This is a genomic window from Erwinia sp. PME.40.26/001 (assembly GCF_055556675.1).
This window is the reverse complement of record NZ_JBVHNP010000003.1, coordinates 249,256-269,556: the sequence shown is the minus strand read 5'-3', so window position 1 is coordinate 269,556 and position 20,301 is coordinate 249,256. Positions and strand designations below refer to the sequence as shown.

Genomic DNA, 20,301 nt, shown 5'->3' with positions numbered 1-20,301 from the left:
GCATATAACCTTAAGTCATGCTACTGACAGCCGGGCAAATCTTATTTCAGCAGCTCGGCAGTCATGTGAACGCCGTTGTTGGTGTTGGCTTCGGTAATTTTGTAAGACGACGCACCGGCCTGCTGTGCCTGAGCGGCGATTTTCGCTTCAGCGCTGTCCAGGGTGCTGCCGGTTGCGGTAACGCTCTGCGCGAAGCTGGCGAAAGAAACGGTAGAGAGCATGATAACAGCAGCAAAAGTTTTGATAGATTTCATCGGGTCATTCCTTCATTAGTTTTGTTTGGGTAAGGCGTATTGCCTCGTTGAAAACAATAGTACGCCTGCTAATGAAGTAGTGATAGCGGAGTGATTTGCTGTTGTTTATCAAAAAAACTGATTGATAACTGACCGCGTTTTACATAACTTGCAGACCGCTGACTTTTGCTGCGGTTTCACGTCCTGCCTTGACCCCAATTGACATAAAACAGCCCGCCGGGGTCACTTTCGCTCCCGGCGGGCCGGGCTGTTTCAGTCAGCGGCAGTCAGCTTCAGTTCTGCAGCGTAGCAAGGAAGTGCGCTTTCACTTTTTCAGCCTCGACGGTCAGGCACAGTTTCTGCACGCAGCTGCCGGCAAACGGATCGTCGTATGATGCGGCGCTGTGCAGCTGACGCAGCGTCTGGCCACGGCTGATCCCCCCGGTGACGACCCGCACCGGAGAGGCTGTCACGCCGAACCATTCCGGGTGGCAGAGGTAAGCAATGGTCAGGGTGTCGTGCAGCGGCATGCCTTCCGTCCCCTCTTTTTCGCGGCTGTATTGCAGATAACGGCGGGAGATGGCTTCCAGTACCGGGTGTTTCAGGCCGCGTATCTCATCGCCGCTGACCAGCACCTGATGGGTGACGTCCAGCGGCAGTAGCACGACAGGCATCCCGGCGTTCAGCACCTGGTCGGCGGCGTGCGGATCTTTCCAGATATTAAACTCAGCAAATGGGGTGACGTTACCGCTGTGACCCTCAGTCCCAAAGGCACCGCCCATGATCACCAACTGTTTGATCTGCGGCACGATATCGGGGGCCTGGTTGATGGCCAGCGCAATATTGGTCAGCGGGCCGATAGCCACGAGGGTGAGGGCATCGGGATGGGCGCGAACGCTGCGGATAATAAATTCAATAGCGTTATCAGCGGCCCCGTTCCATGGATTGTCAAACACCCCACCCAGCCCGTCCTCGCCGTGTACCGCCCAGGCGGGGGGCGACGGGGCGTGAGCCAGCGGGCGGGAACTGCCGCGATAGATCGGCACATCCAGGCCAATTTTCTGGCTGAACAGCCGGGCGTTACTAACCGCCTGGCCGACCGGAACATTACCAAAAACCGTAGTGATGCCAATAATATCGAGGCTTTTTGCGGCAAAGGCGAGGGCAAAAGCGTCATCAACGCCAATATCGGTATCAAAAATAATTTTCTGCATCAGAATCTCCTTTCCGTTGGGCTGCGCCCGATCCTCCCTGGCGGATCTGTCAGGTGGTCAGCAACGTATGCAGCGCCTGTAAGTCACGTTTTACCCACTCCAGCTCCTGGGCAAATTTGTCATCCGACACCAGCGGCTGACGAAAGACGGTGAGCAGCACCTGGGACCCCTCTTCATTCGCCACAATACGCATCGGGACAAAAATCTCTTTGCTGTAACCGCTGTCGATGTAGTGGTCCATGATGCAAAAAGGGTTGTGCGCGGTAAAGCGGACTTTCACCGGGCCCTGCGGGCCACGACCTTTCCAGCCGTTCCCTTCAGGTTCCAGCGGTCCCTGGCTCAGGCCCGAGGCCCACTTCGGGAAAAATTCCGGCTTCCAGATCGTTTCATACAGGTCTACCCAGTTACGGTGAATAGCCAGGCTAAGGGTGTGTGAGGACAGCATAAAACCTCCGGTCAGTGTTCAGTAGCGAATTTAAGCACCCTCGCCAACAGATGAGAAGCCCCGGAGGGCCTGTTATGTCCATACCACGACACAGCTCGCAAATTATTGTCAGCGATTTCAATGACCGTTAACGGCTTGTTTTGCCAGCCAGCCCGGCCTATATATACGGCTCAACGAAGGACTGGGAGAAAGGGTATGAAGCAAGGGGATATCGGGCGCTTAGTTCTGCTGGCTGCCATCTGGGGGGCCAGCTTTATGTTTATGCGCGTGGCCACGCCGTATTTCGGTTCACTGAATACCGCCTTTTTGCGCGTGCTGTTTGGCTGCCTTGGCCTGCTGACGCTGCTGCTGGTACTGCGGGTCAGGATCCGCTTTAGCGGCAAGGCGCTGCCGGCCGTGTCGTTAGGTGTGATCAATTCAGCCGTTCCGTTTGCGATGTACTGTCTGGCGGCAAAGTGGCTACCGGCGGGTTACTCCGCCATTCTTAACGCGACCACTCCGCTGATGGGCGTGCTGATTGGGGGGCTGTTTTTCAGCGAAAAATTTACCCTGAGAAACATCGCCGGGGTGCTGCTGGGTCTGCTCGGTATCGTGCTGCTGACCACCACCGGCAGCCTGGCCTTGTCACAAGAGGTACTGCTGGGTATTGCGGCCTGTCTGGTGGCGACGGCCTGCTATGCCAGCGCAGGCTTTCTGACGAAAAAGTGGATTGGCGACCGAGGCGGCATGGATGCACGACTGGTGGCGCTGGGCAGTCAGATCGGAGCCAGCGTTTTCCTGCTGCCGTTCTTCGTCGGGTCGCTCCTCACCCAGCCTGCGGTATCGTGGTCTCATCCCGGCGTCTGGCTGTGCGTGCTGGCGCTCGGCCTGGTATGTACCGCCTGGGCTTATATTCTTTTCTTCCGTCTGATTGCCGATATCGGCCCGCTGAAAACGCTGACCGTCACCTTCCTGATCCCCCCGTTTGGCGTGCTGTGGGGCTATCTGTTCCTCGGGGAGACGCTGTCGCAGGGATTTATCGCCGGAGGGCTGGTGATCATCGTGGCGGTATGGCTGGTGGCCGGGGGCGTGAAAGCAAAACCGCACATCGAAGAGGTTTCCCTCAAATCCTGACACCCCCTCTGAGGATGGATGGGTGATGCGCTACCCGCAGAGCATGAGCAAAAGGGTATAGCGGGTAACTTTTTCAGTGATATCCGGCACAGCAGGTGGACTCCATACTGACGGCATCACCGCTATATGGAGAAGACGATGACACCTGCTGTTCACGATCTGCGCTCTGCGCTGGCCCTGCTGGCCGACCTCCCGGGGGAACGGGTGGAAACCGATACCGAAGTGGATCCGCATGCGGAACTGTCCGGCGTCTACCGCTACGTGGGTGCGGGGGGAACGACCCGGCGGCCGACGCGGGAAGGCCCGGCAATGCTGTTTAATAAGGTGAAAGGTTTCCCTGATTTCCGCGTCGTGACCGGCGTACTGGCCTCCCGACGTCGCGTGGGTCACCTGCTGGACTGCGATCCTGCCCGCCTCGGCCACCGGCTGATGGACGCGGTGAGTCATCCCATTTCGCCAGTGCTGACGCAACAGACCGACATCCCCTGTCAGGAGGTGGTGCACCTCGCCAGCCATCCGGATTTTGACCTGCGCACGCTGCTGCCCGCCCCGACCAATACTGAAGAGGATGCCGGTCCCTATTTCACCATGGGGCTGTGCTATGCCAGCGACCCGGAAACCGGGCAGTCTGATGTAACGATTCACCGGCTGTGTATTCAGGGGCGCGATGCGCTGTCGATGTACTTCGCCCCCGGCCGCCATCTGGATGTGTTCCGCCAGAAGGCGGAAGCCGCCGGGCAGGCGCTGCCGCTGACCATCAGCATCGGTGTTGACCCGGCAATTTACATCGCTGCCTGCTTCGAGCCACCCACCACGCCGCTGGGATTTGATGAACTCAGCGTTGCCGGGGCATTACGGGGACGTGCGGTGGTATTAGCGCAGGCGCGCACGGTGGATGCGCGAGCCATTGCTCACGCCGAAGTGGTGATTGAAGGGGAACTGGTGCCGGACGTGCGGGTACGTGAAGACCAGAACACCCAGACCGGTAAGGCAATGCCCGAATTTCCCGGCTATACCGGGGCGGCGAATCCCGCGCTGCCGCTGATCAAAGTGAAAGCGGTCACCCATCGTCAGCAGCCCATTCTGCAGCACACCATTGGTTGCAGTGAAGAGCACGTGAACATGGCCGGTATCCCGACCGAAGCCAGCATTCTTGGCATGGTAGAGCGGGCGATGCCGGGACGTCTGCTGAATGTCTATGCGCACCCGGCGGGGGGCGGTAAGTTTCTGGCCGTTATGCAGTTTAAGAAAAGCGGGCCGATGGACGAGGGGCGGCAGCGTCAGGCGGCGCTGCTGGCCTTTTCCGCCTTCCCTGAGCTGAAACACGTCATGCTGGTTGATGAAGATGTGGATATTTTTGACAGTAACGACGTGCTGTGGGCGATGCAGACGCGCTATCAGGGGGATGTGGATACGCTGTTTATCCCCGGCGTCCGCTGTCATCCGCTCGATCCGTCGCAGATACCGGCCTTCAGCCCCACCATCAGCGATAAGGGGATCGCCTGCAAAACCATTTTTGACTGTACGGTGCCCTACGCGTTGAAAAGCCAGTTCCAGCGCTGCCAGTTCAAAGAGGTGGACGTAAAACGCTTCCTGCCGGATTTTACCTGAGCAGCAGACCGGCCGCAGGGGCGCGCTGTCTGCCGATCGCCCCGAAAAGCATCACCGGTTTCGTCGCATTGACTGCATTTGCGGTAAAAAGGCGTTTTCTCCTGCCACCGGATCCCGCCATGCTGAAACTCAAACCGCTGCACTATTTCAAAACCGTGGTCGAAAAAGGCTCTATTTCGGCCGCCTCACAGGTTCTGTTCACCGCACAGCCGCCCATTAGCAAGGCACTACTGCAGCTGGAGTCCCATTGGGATCTGCGGCTGTTTGAACGTACCCCGCGCGGCATGATCCCCACCGATGCCGGGCGTTATCTTTACCAGCGCGCCAGCGATCTGTTACAGCTGGCAGAGATCATTGAGGGAGAGATACACGCCTTCAGCGAAGGGCAGCGCGGCGTGCTGCGTATCGGCTGTGTCGATATGGCGACGGGCCTGCTGGCCGGGGCGGTTGCCGCACTGCGTGAGGATCACCCGGCGCTACAGTTTTCACTGCATCAGGGCGACCCACTTTTTCTGGAAGAGCTATTGGAGCGCCGCCAGATCGACGCGGCGCTGGTGCATCTGCCGCTGACCCTGACGGCCAGTGATGTTGACAGCATGGCACTGCAACAGCTTTGCGTACGGGCGCTGTGCCTGGCTGATGACCCGCTGGCGGAGGCGTCATCGCTATCGCTGGCGGCGCTGGCGACGCATCCGCTGGTGCTGCTGCGCCGCCAGCGTGGATTCGGCATCTACGAACGGGTGCTGGCCTGTTTTCATAATGCGGGCCTGGCCCCTGATGTGGTGGCTCAGGCCAGCGATCTGCCGGTGATGAAACAGCTGGCCCGGCAGGGCGTGGCGATCGCCCTGGTGCCGTCGCTGGGCGACAGCCCACCGGATGCCGGACTGGTGGCGCTGGCAGTACCTGAACTGGACGGTGCCGCCGACAGGCTGGCGCTGATTTATCATCAGCAGCACGCCGGGAGCGCGGTACTGCGGCCACTGCTGGCGTATTTTATGGCCGTCGCCGCGCCCGGCTGGCATCCCGGTGAGTGAGGACGAAAAACCTCTTTTGTGAGGGCATCATGCCTTCACCCCCCTGCGCCAGCAGAAGAAATCTTCGCCACATACGGCCCGTTTTTATACTTTTTTTACACCCCAGCCCCGCATTTTTACATCAACTTTGCACGCCACTCGCAACAATACCTGAACTGAAAAACGCCTCTGGAGGTGTGTTGTGAGCGTCGCTGTGATTACCGGCATTGTGCTGGTCTGTTTGCTGCTGGGCTACCTGGTGTACGCCCTGATCCGTGCGGAGGAGTTCTGATGGCCGCTCCCGCATTTTTACTGATTGCTACCTATCTGCTGCTGCTGATGCTGCTGGCCCGCCCGCTGGGTAAAGGGCTGGCGCGGCTGGTGGATGACCGGCCGCTGCCCGGCATGGCCGGGGTGGAGCGCGTGTTGTGGCGCGTGAGCGGCGTGGCCCCGGAAGGCATGAGCTGGCAGCGTTATCTGTGGGCGATCCTGCTGTTTAACGCCTGCGGCCTGCTGCTGCTGCTGGTGATACTGATGAGCCAGGGCAGCCTGCCGCTGAACCCGCAGCACCTGCCGGGACTGAGCTGGGATCTGGCGCTGAATACCGCCGTCAGCTTTGTGACCAACACCAACTGGCAGGCGTACGCCGGGGAAAGCACCCTGAGCTATTTCAGCCAGATGGTCGGCCTGACGGTACAGAACTTCCTGTCGGCAGCCACCGGGATGGCCGTTGCCTTTGCCCTGATGCGCGGCTTTGCCCGCCGGGCGCTGGGTGAGCTGGGTAACGCCTGGCGGGATATCACCCGCATCACCCTCTGTGTGCTGCTGCCGCTGTCGCTGCTGATGGCGCTGTTCCTCGTCAGCCAGGGTGTGCTGCAGAACACCGACGGCTACCTCAGCCTGACGACGCTGGAAGGGGTGAAACAGACGCTGCCAATGGGGCCGGTGGCCTCGCAGGAAGCGATTAAAATGCTCGGCACCAACGGTGGCGGCTTCTTTAACGCGAACTCCGCGCATCCGTTTGAAAACCCGACCGTCTACAGCAATTTTGTACAGATGCTGGCGATCTTCCTCATCCCGGCCGCGCTCTGTTTTGCCTTTGGCGACGTGGTGCGTGACCGCCGTCAGGGCCATGTGCTGCTGTGGGCGATGTCGCTGATGTTTATCGGCGCGGTGGCCGTGGTGATGTGGGCCGAACTGAACGGTAATCCGCACTTCCTGACGCTCGGCGCAGACAGCGCCATCAATATGGAAGGCAAGGAGACGCGCTTCGGCATCCTGAACTCCAGCCTGTTTGCGGTGATCACCACGGCGGCCTCCTGCGGTGCCGTCAATGCGATGCATGACTCCTTTACCGCGCTGGGCGGTATGGTGCCGATGTGGCTGATGCAGATCGGAGAAGTGGTGTTTGGCGGCGTCGGGGCCGGGCTGTACGGCATGCTGCTGTTCGTGCTGCTGGCGGTGTTTATCGCCGGGCTGATGATCGGTCGCTCGCCGGAGTATCTCGGCAAAAAAATCGACGTCTGGGAAATGAAAATGACCGCGCTGGCAATCCTGGTCACGCCCTGCCTGGTGCTGCTGGGGACCGCGCTGGCGATGATGACCGACGCCGGACGCAGCGCGATGCTGAATCCGGGCACGCACGGCTTCTCGGAGGTGCTGTATGCGGTGTCATCGGCGGCCAACAACAACGGCAGCGCCTTTGGCGGCCTGAGTGCCAATACCCCGTTCTGGAACCTGCTGCTGGCGTTCTGCATGCTGGCGGGCCGCTTCGGCATCATTATTCCGGTGCTGGCGATTGCCGGTTCCCTGGCGCTGAAAAAGGTACAGCCCGCAGGCCAGGGCACGCTACCCACCCACGGGGCGCTGTTTATTGCCCTGCTGATTGGTACGGTGCTGCTGGTCGGTGCGCTGACCTTTATCCCGGCGCTGGCCTTAGGGCCGGTGGCGGAACATCTGCAAACGATCGGACGTTAACGGGCGGAGAAGAGAGATGAGTCGTAATCAACAGGCGCTGTTTGATGGAGCGCTGATGCGTACCGCGCTGCTCGATGCGTTTAAAAAACTGGATCCGCGTACCCAGGTACGCAACCCGGTGATGTTTGTGGTGTGGCTGGGCAGTATGCTGACCACGCTGCTGGCCATCGGTATGGCCAGCGGAAACATGTCCGGAGACACCGGTTTTACGGCGGCTATTGCCGTCTGGCTGTGGTTTACCGTGCTGTTTGCCAATATGGCTGAAGCCCTGGCGGAAGGGCGCAGTAAGGCGCAGGCCAACAGCCTGAAGGGCATTACCAAAACCAGCTTTGCCAAAAAACTCGGGGAACCGAAATACGGAGCCAGCCATCAGTCGGTGGCCGCCGAATCGCTGCGTAAAGGCGACTGGGTGCTGGTGGAAGCCGGCGATATGATCCCCTGTGATGGCGAGGTGGTGGAGGGGGGCGCATCGGTGGATGAAAGCGCCATTACCGGTGAGTCAGCGCCGGTGATCCGCGAATCCGGCGGTGACTTCTCCTCGGTGACCGGTGGTACGCGCATTCTCTCCGACTGGCTGGTGGTGCAGTGCAGTGTCAACCCGGGGGAGACCTTCCTGGATCGCATGATCGCCATGGTGGAAGGAGCCAAACGGCGTAAAACGCCAAACGAGATTGCGCTGACCATTCTGCTGGTGGCGCTGACCATCGTCTTTCTGCTGGCCACCGCGACGCTGTATCCGTTTACCGCCTGGGCGGGAGAGCCGGTCAGTCTGACCGTGCTGGTGGCGCTGCTGGTGTGCCTGATCCCCACCACCATCGGCGGCCTGCTGTCGGCCATTGGCGTGGCGGGCATGAGCCGCATGCTGGGGGCCAATGTCATCGCCACCAGCGGGCGCGCGGTGGAAGCCGCCGGTGATGTGGACGTCCTGCTGCTGGATAAAACCGGCACCATCACCCTCGGTAACCGTCAGGCAACACAGTTCCTGCCGGCCGCCGGTATCAGTGAACAGCAGCTGGCCGATGCCGCGCAGCTGGCCTCACTGGCTGACGAAACCCCGGAAGGGCGCAGCATCGTGGTACTGGCCAAGCAGAAATTTAATCTGCGCGAACGTGACCTGAAAAGCCTGGATGCCACCTTTATTCCGTTCTCGGCGCAGACCCGTATGAGCGGAGTGAACGTACAGGATCGGACGGTACGTAAAGGGGCAGTGGATGCAGTACGCCGCCATATCGACAGCAACGGCGGCCAGTTTCCCATTGAAGTGAACGGGCTGGTGGAGCAGGTGGCGCGCGCCGGCGGTACGCCGCTGGTGGTGTGCGACGGTGCCACCGTGCTGGGCGTGGTCGAACTGAAAGATATCGTTAAAGGCGGCATCAAAGAGCGCTTTGCCGAACTGCGTAAAATGGGCATCAAAACCGTGATGATCACCGGGGATAACCCGCTGACAGCGGCGGCTATTGCCGCCGAAGCCGGGGTGGATGACTTCCTGTCGGAGGCGACGCCGGAAGCCAAACTGGCGCTGATCCGCCAGTATCAGGCAGAAGGACGGCTGGTCGCCATGACCGGGGATGGCACCAACGACGCTCCGGCGCTGGCCCAGGCCGACGTGGCGGTGGCGATGAACTCAGGGACGCAGGCGGCGAAAGAAGCGGGCAACATGGTCGATCTGGACTCTAACCCGACCAAGCTGCTGGAGGTTGTGCATATCGGCAAGCAGATGCTGATGACGCGCGGGTCGCTGACCACCTTCAGCATCGCCAACGACGTGGCGAAGTACTTTGCCATTATCCCGGCCGCCTTTGCTGCCACCTTACCGCAGCTCAACCGGCTGAACGTGATGCACCTGCATTCGCCCAACTCTGCCATCCTGTCGGCGGTGATTTTTAACGCGCTGGTGATTGTGTTCCTGATCCCGCTGGCGCTGAAAGGCGTGAGCTACCGTCCGCTGAGTGCCGCCGCGCTGCTGCGCCGTAACCTGTGGCTGTACGGTGTGGGCGGTCTGCTGGTGCCGTTCGCCGGTATTAAACTGATTGATATGCTGCTGACCCTGCTGGGTCTGGTATAAGGAAAATAATGATGAGCCAATTACGTCCTGCCCTGTTTTTACTGATCGTACTGACGCTGGTGACCGGGCTGCTCTATCCTCTGTTAACCACCGGACTGGCACAGTGGTGGTTCCCGCAGCAGGCGTCCGGCTCGCTGCTGCGGGTGGAGGGCACCGTACGGGGGTCGGCCCTGATCGGCCAGAGCTTTACCCGGGCGGATTATTTCCAGGGACGGCCCTCCGCGACGGGCGATGCGGCGTATAATCCGCTGGCCTCCTCCGGCAGTAACCTGGCGGGCAGCAATCCGGCGCTGGATCAGGCGGTCGCCGGTCGCGTGGCGGCGCTGCGCGCCGCCAACCCACAGGCCAGTGCGCAGGTGCCGGTGGATCTGGTCACCGCCAGCGCCAGCGGCCTGGATCCGCAGATTTCACCGGCCGCCGCCCGCTGGCAGGCCCCGCGCGTGGCGGAGGCGCGGCATTTACCGCTGGAAACCGTGGAGCGGCTGATTGCCGACCACACCGGGACGCCCCGTCCGGCATTTATTGGTGAACCGGGCGTTAATGTGCTGGCGCTGAATCTGGCGCTGGATGCGTTGCAGCGTTGAACCACACGCAGGCATCGGGCATCCCCCGATGCCTGCGGTTTCTGGCTAATAAAGGAATCTGATGAACGACGAACTCCAGCGCCCGGACCCGGATGCCTTGCTGCGTCTGGCGGCGGAAAGCCGGCGCGGTAAGCTGAAAATTTACTTTGGTGCCTGCGCGGGCGTCGGCAAAACCTGGGCGATGCTGCAGGAGGCCCGCCGTCTGCGTGCGCAGGGGCTGGAGGTGCTGGTGGGCGTGGTGGAAACGCACGAACGCCCGGAAACGGCGGCGCTGCTGGCCGGGCTGACGATACTGCCCCGCCGTGCCACCGGGCAGCATCGTCACCCCGAGTTCGACCTGGACGCGGCGCTGGCCTGCCACCCGGCGGTGATCCTGATGGATGAGCTGGCGCACAGCAACGCGCGCGGCTCGCGCCATCCGAAGCGCTGGCAGGATATTGAAGAGCTGCTGGATGCGGGCATTGATGTGATGACCACCGTTAACGTGCAGCATCTGGAGAGCCTGAATGATGTGGTGGGCGGCGTCACCGGTATTCGCGTACGGGAAACCGTACCCGATCCCTTTTTTGATGCCGCCGACGAGGTGGTGCTGGTGGACCTGCCGCCGGACGATCTGCGCCAGCGGCTGAAAGAGGGCAAGGTCTATATCGGGGAGGGGGCCGAGCGTGCCATTGAAAACTTCTTCCGTAAAGGCAACCTGATTGCCCTGCGCGAGCTGGCGCTGCGGCGCACCGCCGACCGCGTGGACGACCAGATGCGCGCCTGGCGCGACACCCAGGGGCGCGAGAAAGTCTGGCACACCCGCGATGCGATTTTGCTGTGCATCGGGGACAACAGCGGCAGCGAAAAGCTGGTACGCAGCGCCGCCCGCCTTGCCGCCCGGCTCGACAGCGTGTGGCACGCGGTGTATGTCGAAACCCCCCGACTCTATCGCCTGTCTGAAGCGCGGCGGCGCGGTATTCTGCGCACGCTGCAGCTGGCACAGGATCTGGGGGCGGAAACTGCGACCCTCTCCGACCCCAGCGAAGCCAACGCCGTGCTGCGCTATGCCCGTGAACATAACCTCGGCAAAATTATTATCGGCCGTCGTCCTGCCCGGCGCGGGTGGCGTGAGCGTTTTGCTGACCGTCTGGGGGAGCTGGGGCCGGACCTCGATATCCTTATTGTCGCGCTGGACGATCCGCCACCGGATGCCGTCAGCCCGCTGGCCCCGCGCGCCGGGGGGAGCGAAGGTAAATGGCGAGCTCAGATGAAGGGCTGCGCCGCCGCGCTGCTGCTGTGCGCGCTGGTCACCGTCGCCGGACGCTGGCTGCTGCCCGCCGTCGACTCCGTCAACCTGGTGATGGTCTATCTGCTGTCGGTGGTGATTGTCGCCCTGCGCTATGGCCGCTGGCCGTCGGTGGCGGCAACGGTCATGAACATTGTCGCGTTCGATCTGGTGTTTGTGGCACCCACCGGCACCATGGCGGTATCGGACGTGCAGTATCTGGTGACCTTCGGCGTGATGCTGGCGGTTGGGGTCATCGTCGGCAATCTGACGGCCGGGGTGCGCTATCAGGCGCGGGTGGCGCGCTACCGTGAGCAGCGCGCTCACCATCTGTATGAGATGGCGAAGGCCCTCAGCCGCGCCCTCAGCCAGCGTGATATTGCCACCACGCTCCAGCGCAGCGTGGAGAGTACGCTGCAGGCCCGCAGCGAACTCTATTTGCCCGATGAGCAGGGTGAGCTGGTGTCGGTGGGCGATACGCACCTCAGTGCCGTACCAGACCGGGCCATTGCGCGCTGGAGCTTTGATAAAGGCCAGCCCGCCGGGGCGGGAACCGATACGCTGCCCGGCGTCCCCTGGCAGATGCTGCCGCTAAAAAGCGGCAGGGAAACGCTGGGCCTGCTGATCCTTGAACCGCTGAATCTGCGCCAGCTGATGATCCCGGAGCAGCAGCGGCTGGTGGAAACCTTCACCGTGCTGATCGCCAACGCGCTGGAACGGATGAATCTCAGCCAGCGCGAGGCGGTATCCCGCCTGGCCGCCGAGCGTGAACAGCTGCGTAATGCGCTGCTGTCGGCGCTGTCCCACGACCTGCGCACGCCGCTGACGGTCCTGTTTGGTCAGGCGGAAATTCTTACCCTGGATCTGGCGTCTGAGAATTCACCTTATGCGCCTCAGGCCAGCGCGATGCGTGAGCAGACGCTGAATACCATTCGTCTGGTGAACAACCTGCTGGATATGGCGCGTCTGCAGTCCGGCGGTTTCCTGTTACGTCGCGAGTGGATGGCGCTGGATGAACTGGTCGGCAGCACGCTGCGTCAGCTGGCACCGCTGCTGGCCGGACGCAACGTCACGCTCAGTCTGCCGCCGATGCTGCTGATCGACGTCGACGGTCCGCTGATGGAACGGGTATTAAGTAATCTGCTGGAAAACGCGCTGAAGTACGGGGGAACGGGGGCGGATATCGGCATCAGCGCCACGCAGCCGGCGGCGCAGCAGCTCCAGCTTGAGGTCTGGGACAGCGGGCCGGGCATTGTTTCCGGGCAGGAAAAGCTGATTTTCGAGAAGTTTTCACGCGGCGACAAGGAGTCGGCGGTGCCGGGGGTCGGGCTGGGACTGGCAATCTGTCAGGCGATTGTCACCCTGCACGAAGGGACGATCCGGGTGGAGAACCGGCCGCAGGGCGGGGCTCGTTTTATCATCACGCTGCCGCTCACCCCACCGCCGGTGCTTGAAGACTATATTACGTCAGACACGACGCAATAAAGGCAGCGGCACGCGCGGCACCCTGCGCCGAAATGGTGTGACCCACGCCCGGTTCATACTGGCTGCTGACCTGTACGCCCAGCGTGCGCAGACGTTGCTCTGCGGATTCACTCTCCTGCACCGGGATCACCTCATCGGCCATGCCGTGTACCAGCAGCACCGGGGTATTCAGCTTGGGGGTGAACGGCGGGGGGGACGACAGGCGGCCGGAGAACGCCACAATGCCAGCCAGCGGCCAGCGGCCGGATACCAGCGCATCCAGCGCCATGATCGACCCCTGTGAGAAGCCGGCCAGTACTACCTGGTCGGGACGGTCACTCATCTGATGGTGGTCGAGGATCGCCTGAAGTGTCTGGTCAAACGCCGCCCGCGCTTCCGCCACGCGGGCAGGGCGGTTTTCCGGGGTGACGCCCGTCAGACTGAACCACTGCCAGCCTGCGCCGTGTTCAAAATGTACAGGCGCATTGGGGCTGGCAAAGCACACGCCCGGCAGCGTGGATGCCCAGTGGTCGCCCAGGCCCGCCAGGTCATCGCCGCTGCTGCCGACGCCATGCAGTAAAATGACAAGTCCCTGCTTCATTGTTGTCTCCTGAAATCAGTTCAAAACCGCTGTTTCCGGGCAGGAAGGCCTTATCTGCCATCAGCAGAGGCGGGCTTACAGCTTATCCTTGCGTGACATACTGTCCAGATAGCCCATCACAAAGGCTGACAATACAAACGTCAGGTGAATGATCACGTACCACAGCAGTTTATTATCCGGGATATTCTTCGCATCCATAAACACCCGCAACAGGTGGATGGAGGAGATCGCCACGATGGAGGCGGCCACCTTATTCTTCAGCGAGCCGGAATCCATCTTGCCAAGCCAGTTGAGCTTCTCTTTATGCTCACCGATATCCAGCTTGGAGACAAAGTTTTCGTACCCCGACAGCATCACCATCACCAGCAGTCCGCCTACCAGCGTCATGTCAATCATCGACAGCAGCACCAGCACCATGTCATTTTCCGTTATCTCAAGCACGTGCGGCAGCAGATGGATCAGCTCCTGGAAAAATTTAATCGCCAGCGCCACTAATCCCAGCGACAGCCCGAGGTATATCGGAGCCAGCAGCCAGCGCGCAGAATAAATCAGGTTTTCGACAAAACGTTCCATAGCATCCAGTTCACCATTCAACAGGGCGGACAGTATACCTGATGGCTGAAGCATTTTTTCAAGACGCGGGGGGGTAAAATCGCGGAATTTAAGCGACTTTACGTTGGGAGCCGCAACAACAGGCGATGTTTTGCCCTGGCTCAAGGGGCGGGTCGTTCCTGCACACCCGCCTGTCCGGCGGGGTAACTGCCTGCGTTGCGTCGATAAATCGCCGGGCTACAGGTTATTTTCCCGATGGGACAGGTCATCCTGGCTGCCCTGCGGCAGCAGGTCGTTAACCGGGCGCATGACCTTCTTCAACTGGCGCTCGTAGCCGAACGGGCTGCCCTGACCGCGATCGCTCTGCGGGCTGGCCGCCGCCTGGCTCACCACGGGGAAGAACATCACCGCCAGCAGGGCGGTCATTCTGGCAAACTGTGACACGTGGGCTCCGGGCTTAGTGATACTGACGGTACTGGATACGGTAATCACGCGGGGTGACGTTAAAGTGTTTTTTAAACACCCGCTGGAAGCACTGCTGGGACGAAAAACCGAGATCCGTCGAAATGGTCATAATGGTCTTCGTGGAGCTGACCAGGCACTGCGCGGCCTGATCGAGGCGGCGGCTGCGAATAAACGTCGCCAGGGTGATGCCTTTCTGCTGTTTAAACGCGCGCTGCAGGTGCCACTTTGAGTAGCCTGATTTGGCGGCTACCGTTTCGATATTCAGACCTTCTTCCAGGTGATCGTCGATCCAGTCGACGATCACGTCGACGATTTCATTTTTCATGTTGAACTCCGCGATGACGGGCGACATGCGCCCACTCCTGCCTTAATAGCACAAGGAAGTTAGTTATTATTTTGATTTTATTGGAATAAATGCGATATGAAAAAAAACGAATAACATATCAAAAAAACGTGGAAGGGATGGTATTCGAGCGCTTAAAATAGTTCAAATAGATAATTTTAATCTTGGATAATAGATACTAACTATATGCCATCGAATATGGACCTTAACCTGGTCCGGGTGTTTATCGCGATTTATGAAACGCAGAGCGTCAGCGGGGCCGCTGCACGTCTGTATATCACCCAGCCTTCTGCCAGCTACGCCTTAGCCCGGCTGCGGGATGCGACGGGAAATGAGCTGTTTAAACGCAGCCGTAAAGGCATGTTGCCCACCCCCACGGCCACTCAGCTGTATACCGTATTTAAAAAATCCCTGAGCGGTATTGAGAAGGCGGTGGCGGATACCCGCAGCTTCTCGCCGGACACATCCTTTCACAAATTTCGTCTCGCCCTCTCTGACCTCGGTGAACTGCTGCTGCTACCAGGCCTGGTGCAGCACCTGCGCACTGTGGCCCCCAACGTCCAGCTGGAGGTGATCCCCGTTGAGATGCGCAAACTGGATGAGTGGCTGCTGACCGGGAAAGTTGATGCTGCGCTGTGTAGCCGCAATGAGAGTATCTCACTGGCCCAGCGTGATCGGATCATGGATGAGCGCTACGTCTGCCTGTTGAACCGGGCACATCCGCGCATCGGAGAGACGCTGACGCTGAGTGCGTACCTGGAAGAGCAGCATATTATTGTGTCGACCATCAGCGGGCATTATCTGGTCGAGGAGCGGATCAAAGAGTATGGCTTTGAGCGCCGGGTAGCGTTGGAGGTGCCGCACTTTGCCGCGCTGGGGGAGCTGATCGCTTCCAGCGAACTGCTGGTGACGCTGCCCTCCAGCGCGGCAAAAATTTACGTGGCGCGCGGCAACGGACGGGTTATCGAGCTGCCGTTTAAGCTGCCGAATCTTGAAGTGTACCTCTATGCGCACACGGAGATCGGCGATATCACGGCCAAAACCTGGTTTTACACGACGCTGAAAGAGACCAGCCAGCGGCTGATGGCGCGCTGATCACCCCTCGCGGCGCGGACCCCGGCTCCAGTACGCCATAAAGCTGATGCACTCCGGCGACAGACCGCGCTCGCCAATCAGATAGCGGCGTAGCTGCTTGACGGCGCTGGACTCGGCAGCCACCCAGCCGTGAAAGCGCTTATCGCCGCTGTCGGCGCGATCCCAGAGAATATCGCCTTCGCTTTCTTCATGCAGCTCACCGTGTACCAGCGCGCTGGCAGGCAGGATCACCTGCTGCTGTACCGCGCTCAGTAACGCTTCGCCATGGGATGCTCCGATCACTTCGCGCGGCAGCCAGTGAATATCGGCAAACCGGTAGTGGCTGAGGTCAACACAGTCGCCACGCTTCGGCACTTCGAGGAACACCTGCAGCTGCGGTGGGTTATCCCAGCCAGCCAGCTGCTCCAGGATCGCCTTTGCTGCCGGCAGCGCCGTTTCGTCCGCCACCACCAGCGCCCGTTCAACGTCCGGGTGCGGGTCCCACTCGTAGCCGCCGCTGCTGGTCGGGCAGGCAAGGTTGGGTGCCACCATTTGTAGCGCCGCACCCGGCTCCGCCGACAGCGCCCACGCCGACGCCGGACCTTCGGTGCCGTGCATGACAAATTCCACTTCCACCTCAGCGGCTTCTGTATTGACATGACGGAGGGTATAGGTGCGCGCAATCGGACGGCTTTCCTGCGGCATGGCCCGCGCTTTCTCCCACCAGGTTTTATCCCCTTCGTCGGTCAGCGATGACGGCGTGCCGTTAAGCGACGGAAAAAGCAGCTTAATGCGCTGGTCCGGCGCCTCCATCTTCATCTGACGGATCTCCTGGCCGCTGAAAACACAGCACAGTAACGACGGTGAAAGTACCTGCTTACGCGCCAGCACCACATTAAATAAGCGATTACCCTGAACACCCGCCATAAATCCGCCTCGTAAAGCTGAAAGCCGCGCACGTATGACAACGTGCATAAGGCCGGCAAGAATAGCAAAGCTAAATGATAATGAGAATGAGTATGAGCCTTCTTTACATGCAGGCCGCCGTAATAACGGATTGATCCCGGCACGAAAAGCGGTCAACGTAGGCCTTTCCCTGTGGTAACTGCGGAGCACGCCGATGTCCCTGATGGTCCTGACACAGCTGGCCGATATTCCCGCCAGTCAGTGGGATGCCCTGACCCCCAACGATCAGCCTTTTTTACGTCATGCGTTTCTTTCGGCGCTGGAGGAGAGCGGCGCGGTCAGCCGCGCCAGCGGCTGGCAGCCGCAGCATCTGCTGTGGCTGGAGGACGGGATGCCACGGGCCGCGATGCCGGGCTATGCCAAACAGCACTCCATGGGTGAATACGTCTTCGATCATGCCTGGGCCGAAGCCAGCGAACGGGCAGGCATCCCTTACTATCCTAAATGGCTGTCGGGGGTGCCGTTCAGTCCGGTCAGCGGCGCACGGCTGCTGGGCGATGAGCAGGCGGCCGCGCAGCTGTTGCAGGCAGTGCCGACGTTCCTCGAACAGCAACAGCTGTACAGCGGTCATATTAATTTCAGCGATGACCGCGTCAGGCAGGCGCTGCAGCAGGATCCGCTGTGGCTGCCGCGCCTGGGCTGCCAGTACCACTGGCACAACCGGGGTTTTCGCGACTTTCAGGATTTCCTCGATCTCCTGACCTCACGCAAACGCAAACAGCTGCGTAAAGAGCGCGAGCTGGTCGCCAGCCAGGGCGTGGAGTTTGTCTGGTATCAGGGCGCGGAGCTGAATGAAGCGCAGTGGGATTTTGTCTATGCCTGTTACGCCAATACTTACCTGATTCGCGGCCGCCAGCCTTATCTGCCGCGCACTTTCTTCAGCCTGCTGGCAGAACGGATGCCGCAGGCGATCCGCGTGACGATCGCCAGCCAGCGTGGGGAGCCGGTAGCAATGGCCTTCAGCCTGGTCGATGGTGACACCTTCTACGGCCGCTACTGGGGCTGTCTGGAGGAGTTCAACCGCCTGCATTTTGAAACCTGTTTTTATCAGGGCATGGAGTACGCTATTGCACACGGGCTGAAGCGCTTTGACGCCGGGGCGCAGGGCGAGCATAAGCTGATCCGCGGATTTGAGCCGGTGCTGACCGAATCCTGGCACCGGCTGCGCCATCCGGGCTTACACGCAGCCGTTGCTGATTTCCTGCAGCAGGAGCGCGACGGGGTGCAGGCATGGGCAGCAGAGGCGCGTTCGGCCCTGCCGTGGCGTCAGTCCCTGGAGTAAGAAGAATCGTACTAAGGATAATCTGGTAAATATCTTTATCCGCTGATGAAATAGCGTCAGACAGCAGTCTTATTTCCTGACATAAGCAAAATTCATCAGCTTAATCACCCGGTTAAGGCTGGCCCTGACGTCACGCCGACACTATCCCCGAATATACTTTAATGGATTTCACCATTTCACCTTATATTTTGCCGGGGTAACTTATGTCAGCGACTACGTCCAGCTCTAACAGCCCGAACGCCAGCATGCCTACCAGCGTTATCACCGTGAAGACATTTGAAGATCTGCGCCTGACCGAACCCAGCGGCATGGGTGAAGTGGCGATGGTGCTGGAGTACCGCAAAGATTATAAAATGGGCGGCGGCTTATTTGTCTTCGACGTTAATGACACCACCACACCGCACGATCACGGCGTCAACTGCGTGACGCCGGGCGGTAAACGCTGGAAGCGCGCGCTGACCGATTATAACGAAGTCACCGTGGTCCATTTTGGCGCGCTGGCAGACGGCAAGACCGACTGTATTGAAGCGGTTAACCGCATGTGGACCTGGTCGAAACGGGTTAATCCTACCCTCGGTATCAAATTCCCTGCCGGGAAATTTATGCTGTCGAAGTTTGATATTTCCGGCGAAGAAGTGGCTAAATTCCGCGTGGCGGGTGAGCACGTTAACTTTGGCTATTACCCTTCCACGCAGCTGGTCTCCGATAAAGCCAGTAATGTGATGTTCAGCGTGAAAGCACGCTACATGGAAGTCTCCAGTCTGATTGTTGACGGTGAAAGTAAAGAAGGGGCGAGAAATACCAAAGGCTTCTTTAAAAACATTATTCCCGGCGGGCAGTTTGTGCGCGTCACCAGCGTGATGTTTTACAATATGGGCGGCCGCTCGCTGGACCTGGTGGACACTCTCGACTGCAAAATTGACCAGTGGTACGCCCGCGACTGTACCGGCACCGTGGTTTACGGCACCTGGTCCGGTCAGGTGCAGGGCAAATGGGACCATATCACCGCCATTGAGCTGTGCAATTTCAACATTCAGCGCAGTACCGGCCCCAACCCCGCCATCGACCTGCAGCGCGCCGGGCAGTCTGCCATCTACAACGGCTGGATCGAACACAGCGAATATCCCGGCAATATCGCCTTTGGCCAGTGGTCGATTGAAGCGTTCAATATGGAAACCTGTGCCAACCCGATGCGCTGTTACCGCGCGCGCATCGTCAATCAGCAGTTCAACGTGCAGAACGGCAAGGGGTTGGATTTTGTTGACGGCAGCGGCATTGAGGATTGGCCGGAACTGTCGATCTACGAGCAGGGCAACGTCAGCATTGAAAACCACGGTATCAAAATTAACGGCTCACTGAACTACGAGTATCTCACCACCCCCGGCACGGAGCGCATGGATAACCGCAGCGATAAAGAGAAGTGGTTCTACGTTGGCGAGCTGTTCTTTTCGCATAACACCACCCAGGCACGCATTCGCATTATCGGCTCGGCGTTTTACAGCAGTATGCCCACCACCCAGACTGACGCCACGGAACGTACCGCCGAAGGGGCCGCCGATATCTTCCTGCAGAAAACCGGGGATAAAAGCTATATCGCCACCTGGTCCGGACAGGGGTCCTGCCCGGTGACGCGCGTCCTGTTGCAGCCGGGCAGCGCGGGGGAAAAAACCAGGCTGTACGTTAAAATTGCCAAATACACCGGGTTCTGTAGTGCCCTGCTGGAAACCAACTCCCTCGACCGTTACAGCGCCGGGATCCACTTTATGTTTGATAAAGCCTACCGCGCTGCCAGCGCGGAAGAGATCGCCGTACTGGATGCCGCGCCCGACACGGCTTTTCACCAGCACTGGCAGGGGCGACCTGCCGTCGGCTTTGGCTTTAACAATGACAATGAGCTGTTGATGCGCGGTAAGGTGTTGAACAACGACCAGTTTAACGCCTCAACCAAACATCTGAAGGTGTACGTTAACGGCACAGCTTACGGTATTGAGCTGAAGCCGTATAAGGGCTGATCGCCGGTAATCATTCACGG

Annotated in this window: 19 protein-coding genes; 11 read left to right on the top strand and 8 right to left on the bottom strand. The window is 59.9% G+C overall.

All coding sequences use genetic code 11. The features are described 5' to 3' along the window. Positions 1–41: 41 nt before the first annotated feature. The 3 genes from ACZ3HG_RS11715 to ACZ3HG_RS11705 form a co-directional block, all read right to left on the bottom strand. On the bottom strand, positions 42–254 hold the full coding sequence (locus ACZ3HG_RS11715) for a YdgH/BhsA/McbA-like domain containing protein (RefSeq protein WP_191936755.1): 213 nt from the start codon (positions 252–254) through the stop codon (positions 42–44). A 272-nt stretch (positions 255–526) separates the two neighbouring features. Further along, positions 527–1,447: a nucleoside hydrolase gene (locus tag ACZ3HG_RS11710; RefSeq protein WP_465332884.1), complete on the bottom strand. Its 921-nt coding sequence runs from the start codon at positions 1,445–1,447 to the stop codon at positions 527–529. 49 nt (positions 1,448–1,496) lie between these two features. Beyond that, a complete protein-coding gene (locus ACZ3HG_RS11705) occupies positions 1,497–1,892 on the bottom strand; it encodes a polyketide cyclase (RefSeq protein WP_191934441.1) in 396 nt (131 codons plus the stop codon). Between the two features lie 195 nt (positions 1,893–2,087). Between ACZ3HG_RS11705 and ACZ3HG_RS11700 the strand changes: the two genes are divergently transcribed. The 8 genes from ACZ3HG_RS11700 (at position 2,088) to kdpD (ending at position 13,007) form a co-directional block, all read left to right on the top strand. Beyond that, the gene (locus ACZ3HG_RS11700) at positions 2,088–3,005 is read left to right on the top strand and encodes a DMT family transporter (RefSeq protein ID WP_191934442.1); all 918 of its coding nucleotides are present in this window, start codon (positions 2,088–2,090) and stop codon (positions 3,003–3,005) included. A 138-nt stretch (positions 3,006–3,143) separates the two neighbouring features. Then, entirely contained in the window at positions 3,144–4,616 is a 1,473-nt protein-coding gene (locus tag ACZ3HG_RS11695) for a UbiD family decarboxylase (protein WP_465332883.1), read from the top strand. A gap of 119 nt (positions 4,617–4,735) precedes the next feature. Further along, entirely contained in the window at positions 4,736–5,650 is a 915-nt protein-coding gene (locus tag ACZ3HG_RS11690) for a LysR family transcriptional regulator (protein ID WP_465332882.1), read from the top strand. Between the two features lie 181 nt (positions 5,651–5,831). After that, positions 5,832–5,921: a K(+)-transporting ATPase subunit F gene (gene kdpF, locus ACZ3HG_RS11685; protein ID WP_084344168.1), complete on the top strand. Its 90-nt coding sequence runs from the start codon at positions 5,832–5,834 to the stop codon at positions 5,919–5,921. Next, the gene (gene kdpA, locus ACZ3HG_RS11680; RefSeq protein ID WP_191934445.1) at positions 5,921–7,606 is read left to right on the top strand and encodes a potassium-transporting ATPase subunit KdpA; all 1,686 of its coding nucleotides are present in this window, start codon (positions 5,921–5,923) and stop codon (positions 7,604–7,606) included. Before kdpF ends, kdpA begins: the two co-directional genes overlap by 1 nt. A 16-nt stretch (positions 7,607–7,622) precedes the next feature. Beyond that, positions 7,623–9,671 (top strand): potassium-transporting ATPase subunit KdpB, encoded by a 2,049-nt coding sequence (kdpB, locus tag ACZ3HG_RS11675; protein ID WP_191936753.1) that lies wholly within the window; start codon positions 7,623–7,625, stop codon positions 9,669–9,671. 11 nt (positions 9,672–9,682) lie between these two features. After that, complete coding sequence (gene kdpC / locus ACZ3HG_RS11670; protein ID WP_118665246.1) at positions 9,683–10,255, top strand: potassium-transporting ATPase subunit KdpC; 573 nt, start codon at positions 9,683–9,685, stop codon at positions 10,253–10,255. Between the two features lie 61 nt (positions 10,256–10,316). Continuing rightward, a complete protein-coding gene (gene kdpD, locus ACZ3HG_RS11665; protein WP_465332881.1) occupies positions 10,317–13,007 on the top strand; it encodes a two-component system sensor histidine kinase KdpD in 2,691 nt (896 codons plus the stop codon). Here kdpD and ACZ3HG_RS11660 read toward each other — a convergent pair. From ACZ3HG_RS11660 to ACZ3HG_RS11645, 4 genes are all read right to left on the bottom strand, one after another. Next, positions 12,985–13,587 (bottom strand): alpha/beta hydrolase, encoded by a 603-nt coding sequence (locus ACZ3HG_RS11660; protein ID WP_465332880.1) that lies wholly within the window; start codon positions 13,585–13,587, stop codon positions 12,985–12,987. The two genes, kdpD and ACZ3HG_RS11660, sit on opposite strands and share 23 nt — an antisense overlap. Positions 13,588–13,662: 75 nt before the next feature. Beyond that, entirely contained in the window at positions 13,663–14,160 is a 498-nt protein-coding gene (locus ACZ3HG_RS11655) for a TIGR00645 family protein (RefSeq protein ID WP_191934449.1), read from the bottom strand. 216 nt (positions 14,161–14,376) lie between these two features. Then, a complete protein-coding gene (locus tag ACZ3HG_RS11650; RefSeq protein ID WP_465332879.1) occupies positions 14,377–14,583 on the bottom strand; it encodes a hypothetical protein in 207 nt (68 codons plus the stop codon). Positions 14,584–14,596: 13 nt separating this feature from the next. Beyond that, positions 14,597–14,929, bottom strand: coding sequence for a helix-turn-helix domain-containing protein (locus ACZ3HG_RS11645; RefSeq protein ID WP_191934451.1), 333 nt, complete (start codon positions 14,927–14,929; stop codon positions 14,597–14,599). 204 nt (positions 14,930–15,133) lie between these two features. Between ACZ3HG_RS11645 and ACZ3HG_RS11640 the strand changes: the two genes are divergently transcribed. Beyond that, complete coding sequence (locus ACZ3HG_RS11640; protein ID WP_191934452.1) at positions 15,134–16,042, top strand: LysR family transcriptional regulator; 909 nt, start codon at positions 15,134–15,136, stop codon at positions 16,040–16,042. Here the strand turns inward: ACZ3HG_RS11640 and ACZ3HG_RS11635 are convergent, their stop codons facing one another. After that, positions 16,043–16,948: a siderophore-interacting protein gene (locus ACZ3HG_RS11635; protein ID WP_465332878.1), complete on the bottom strand. Its 906-nt coding sequence runs from the start codon at positions 16,946–16,948 to the stop codon at positions 16,043–16,045. Positions 16,949–17,141: 193 nt separating this feature from the next. Here ACZ3HG_RS11635 and ACZ3HG_RS11630 point away from each other — a divergent pair, with 193 nt between their 5' ends. Both ACZ3HG_RS11630 and ACZ3HG_RS11625 read left to right on the top strand, forming a co-directional pair. Further along, entirely contained in the window at positions 17,142–18,269 is a 1,128-nt protein-coding gene (locus ACZ3HG_RS11630) for a GNAT family N-acetyltransferase (protein WP_465332877.1), read from the top strand. A 203-nt stretch (positions 18,270–18,472) separates the two neighbouring features. Then, positions 18,473–20,281 (top strand): hypothetical protein, encoded by a 1,809-nt coding sequence (locus tag ACZ3HG_RS11625; RefSeq protein ID WP_465332876.1) that lies wholly within the window; start codon positions 18,473–18,475, stop codon positions 20,279–20,281. Positions 20,282–20,301 lie beyond the last annotated feature (20 nt).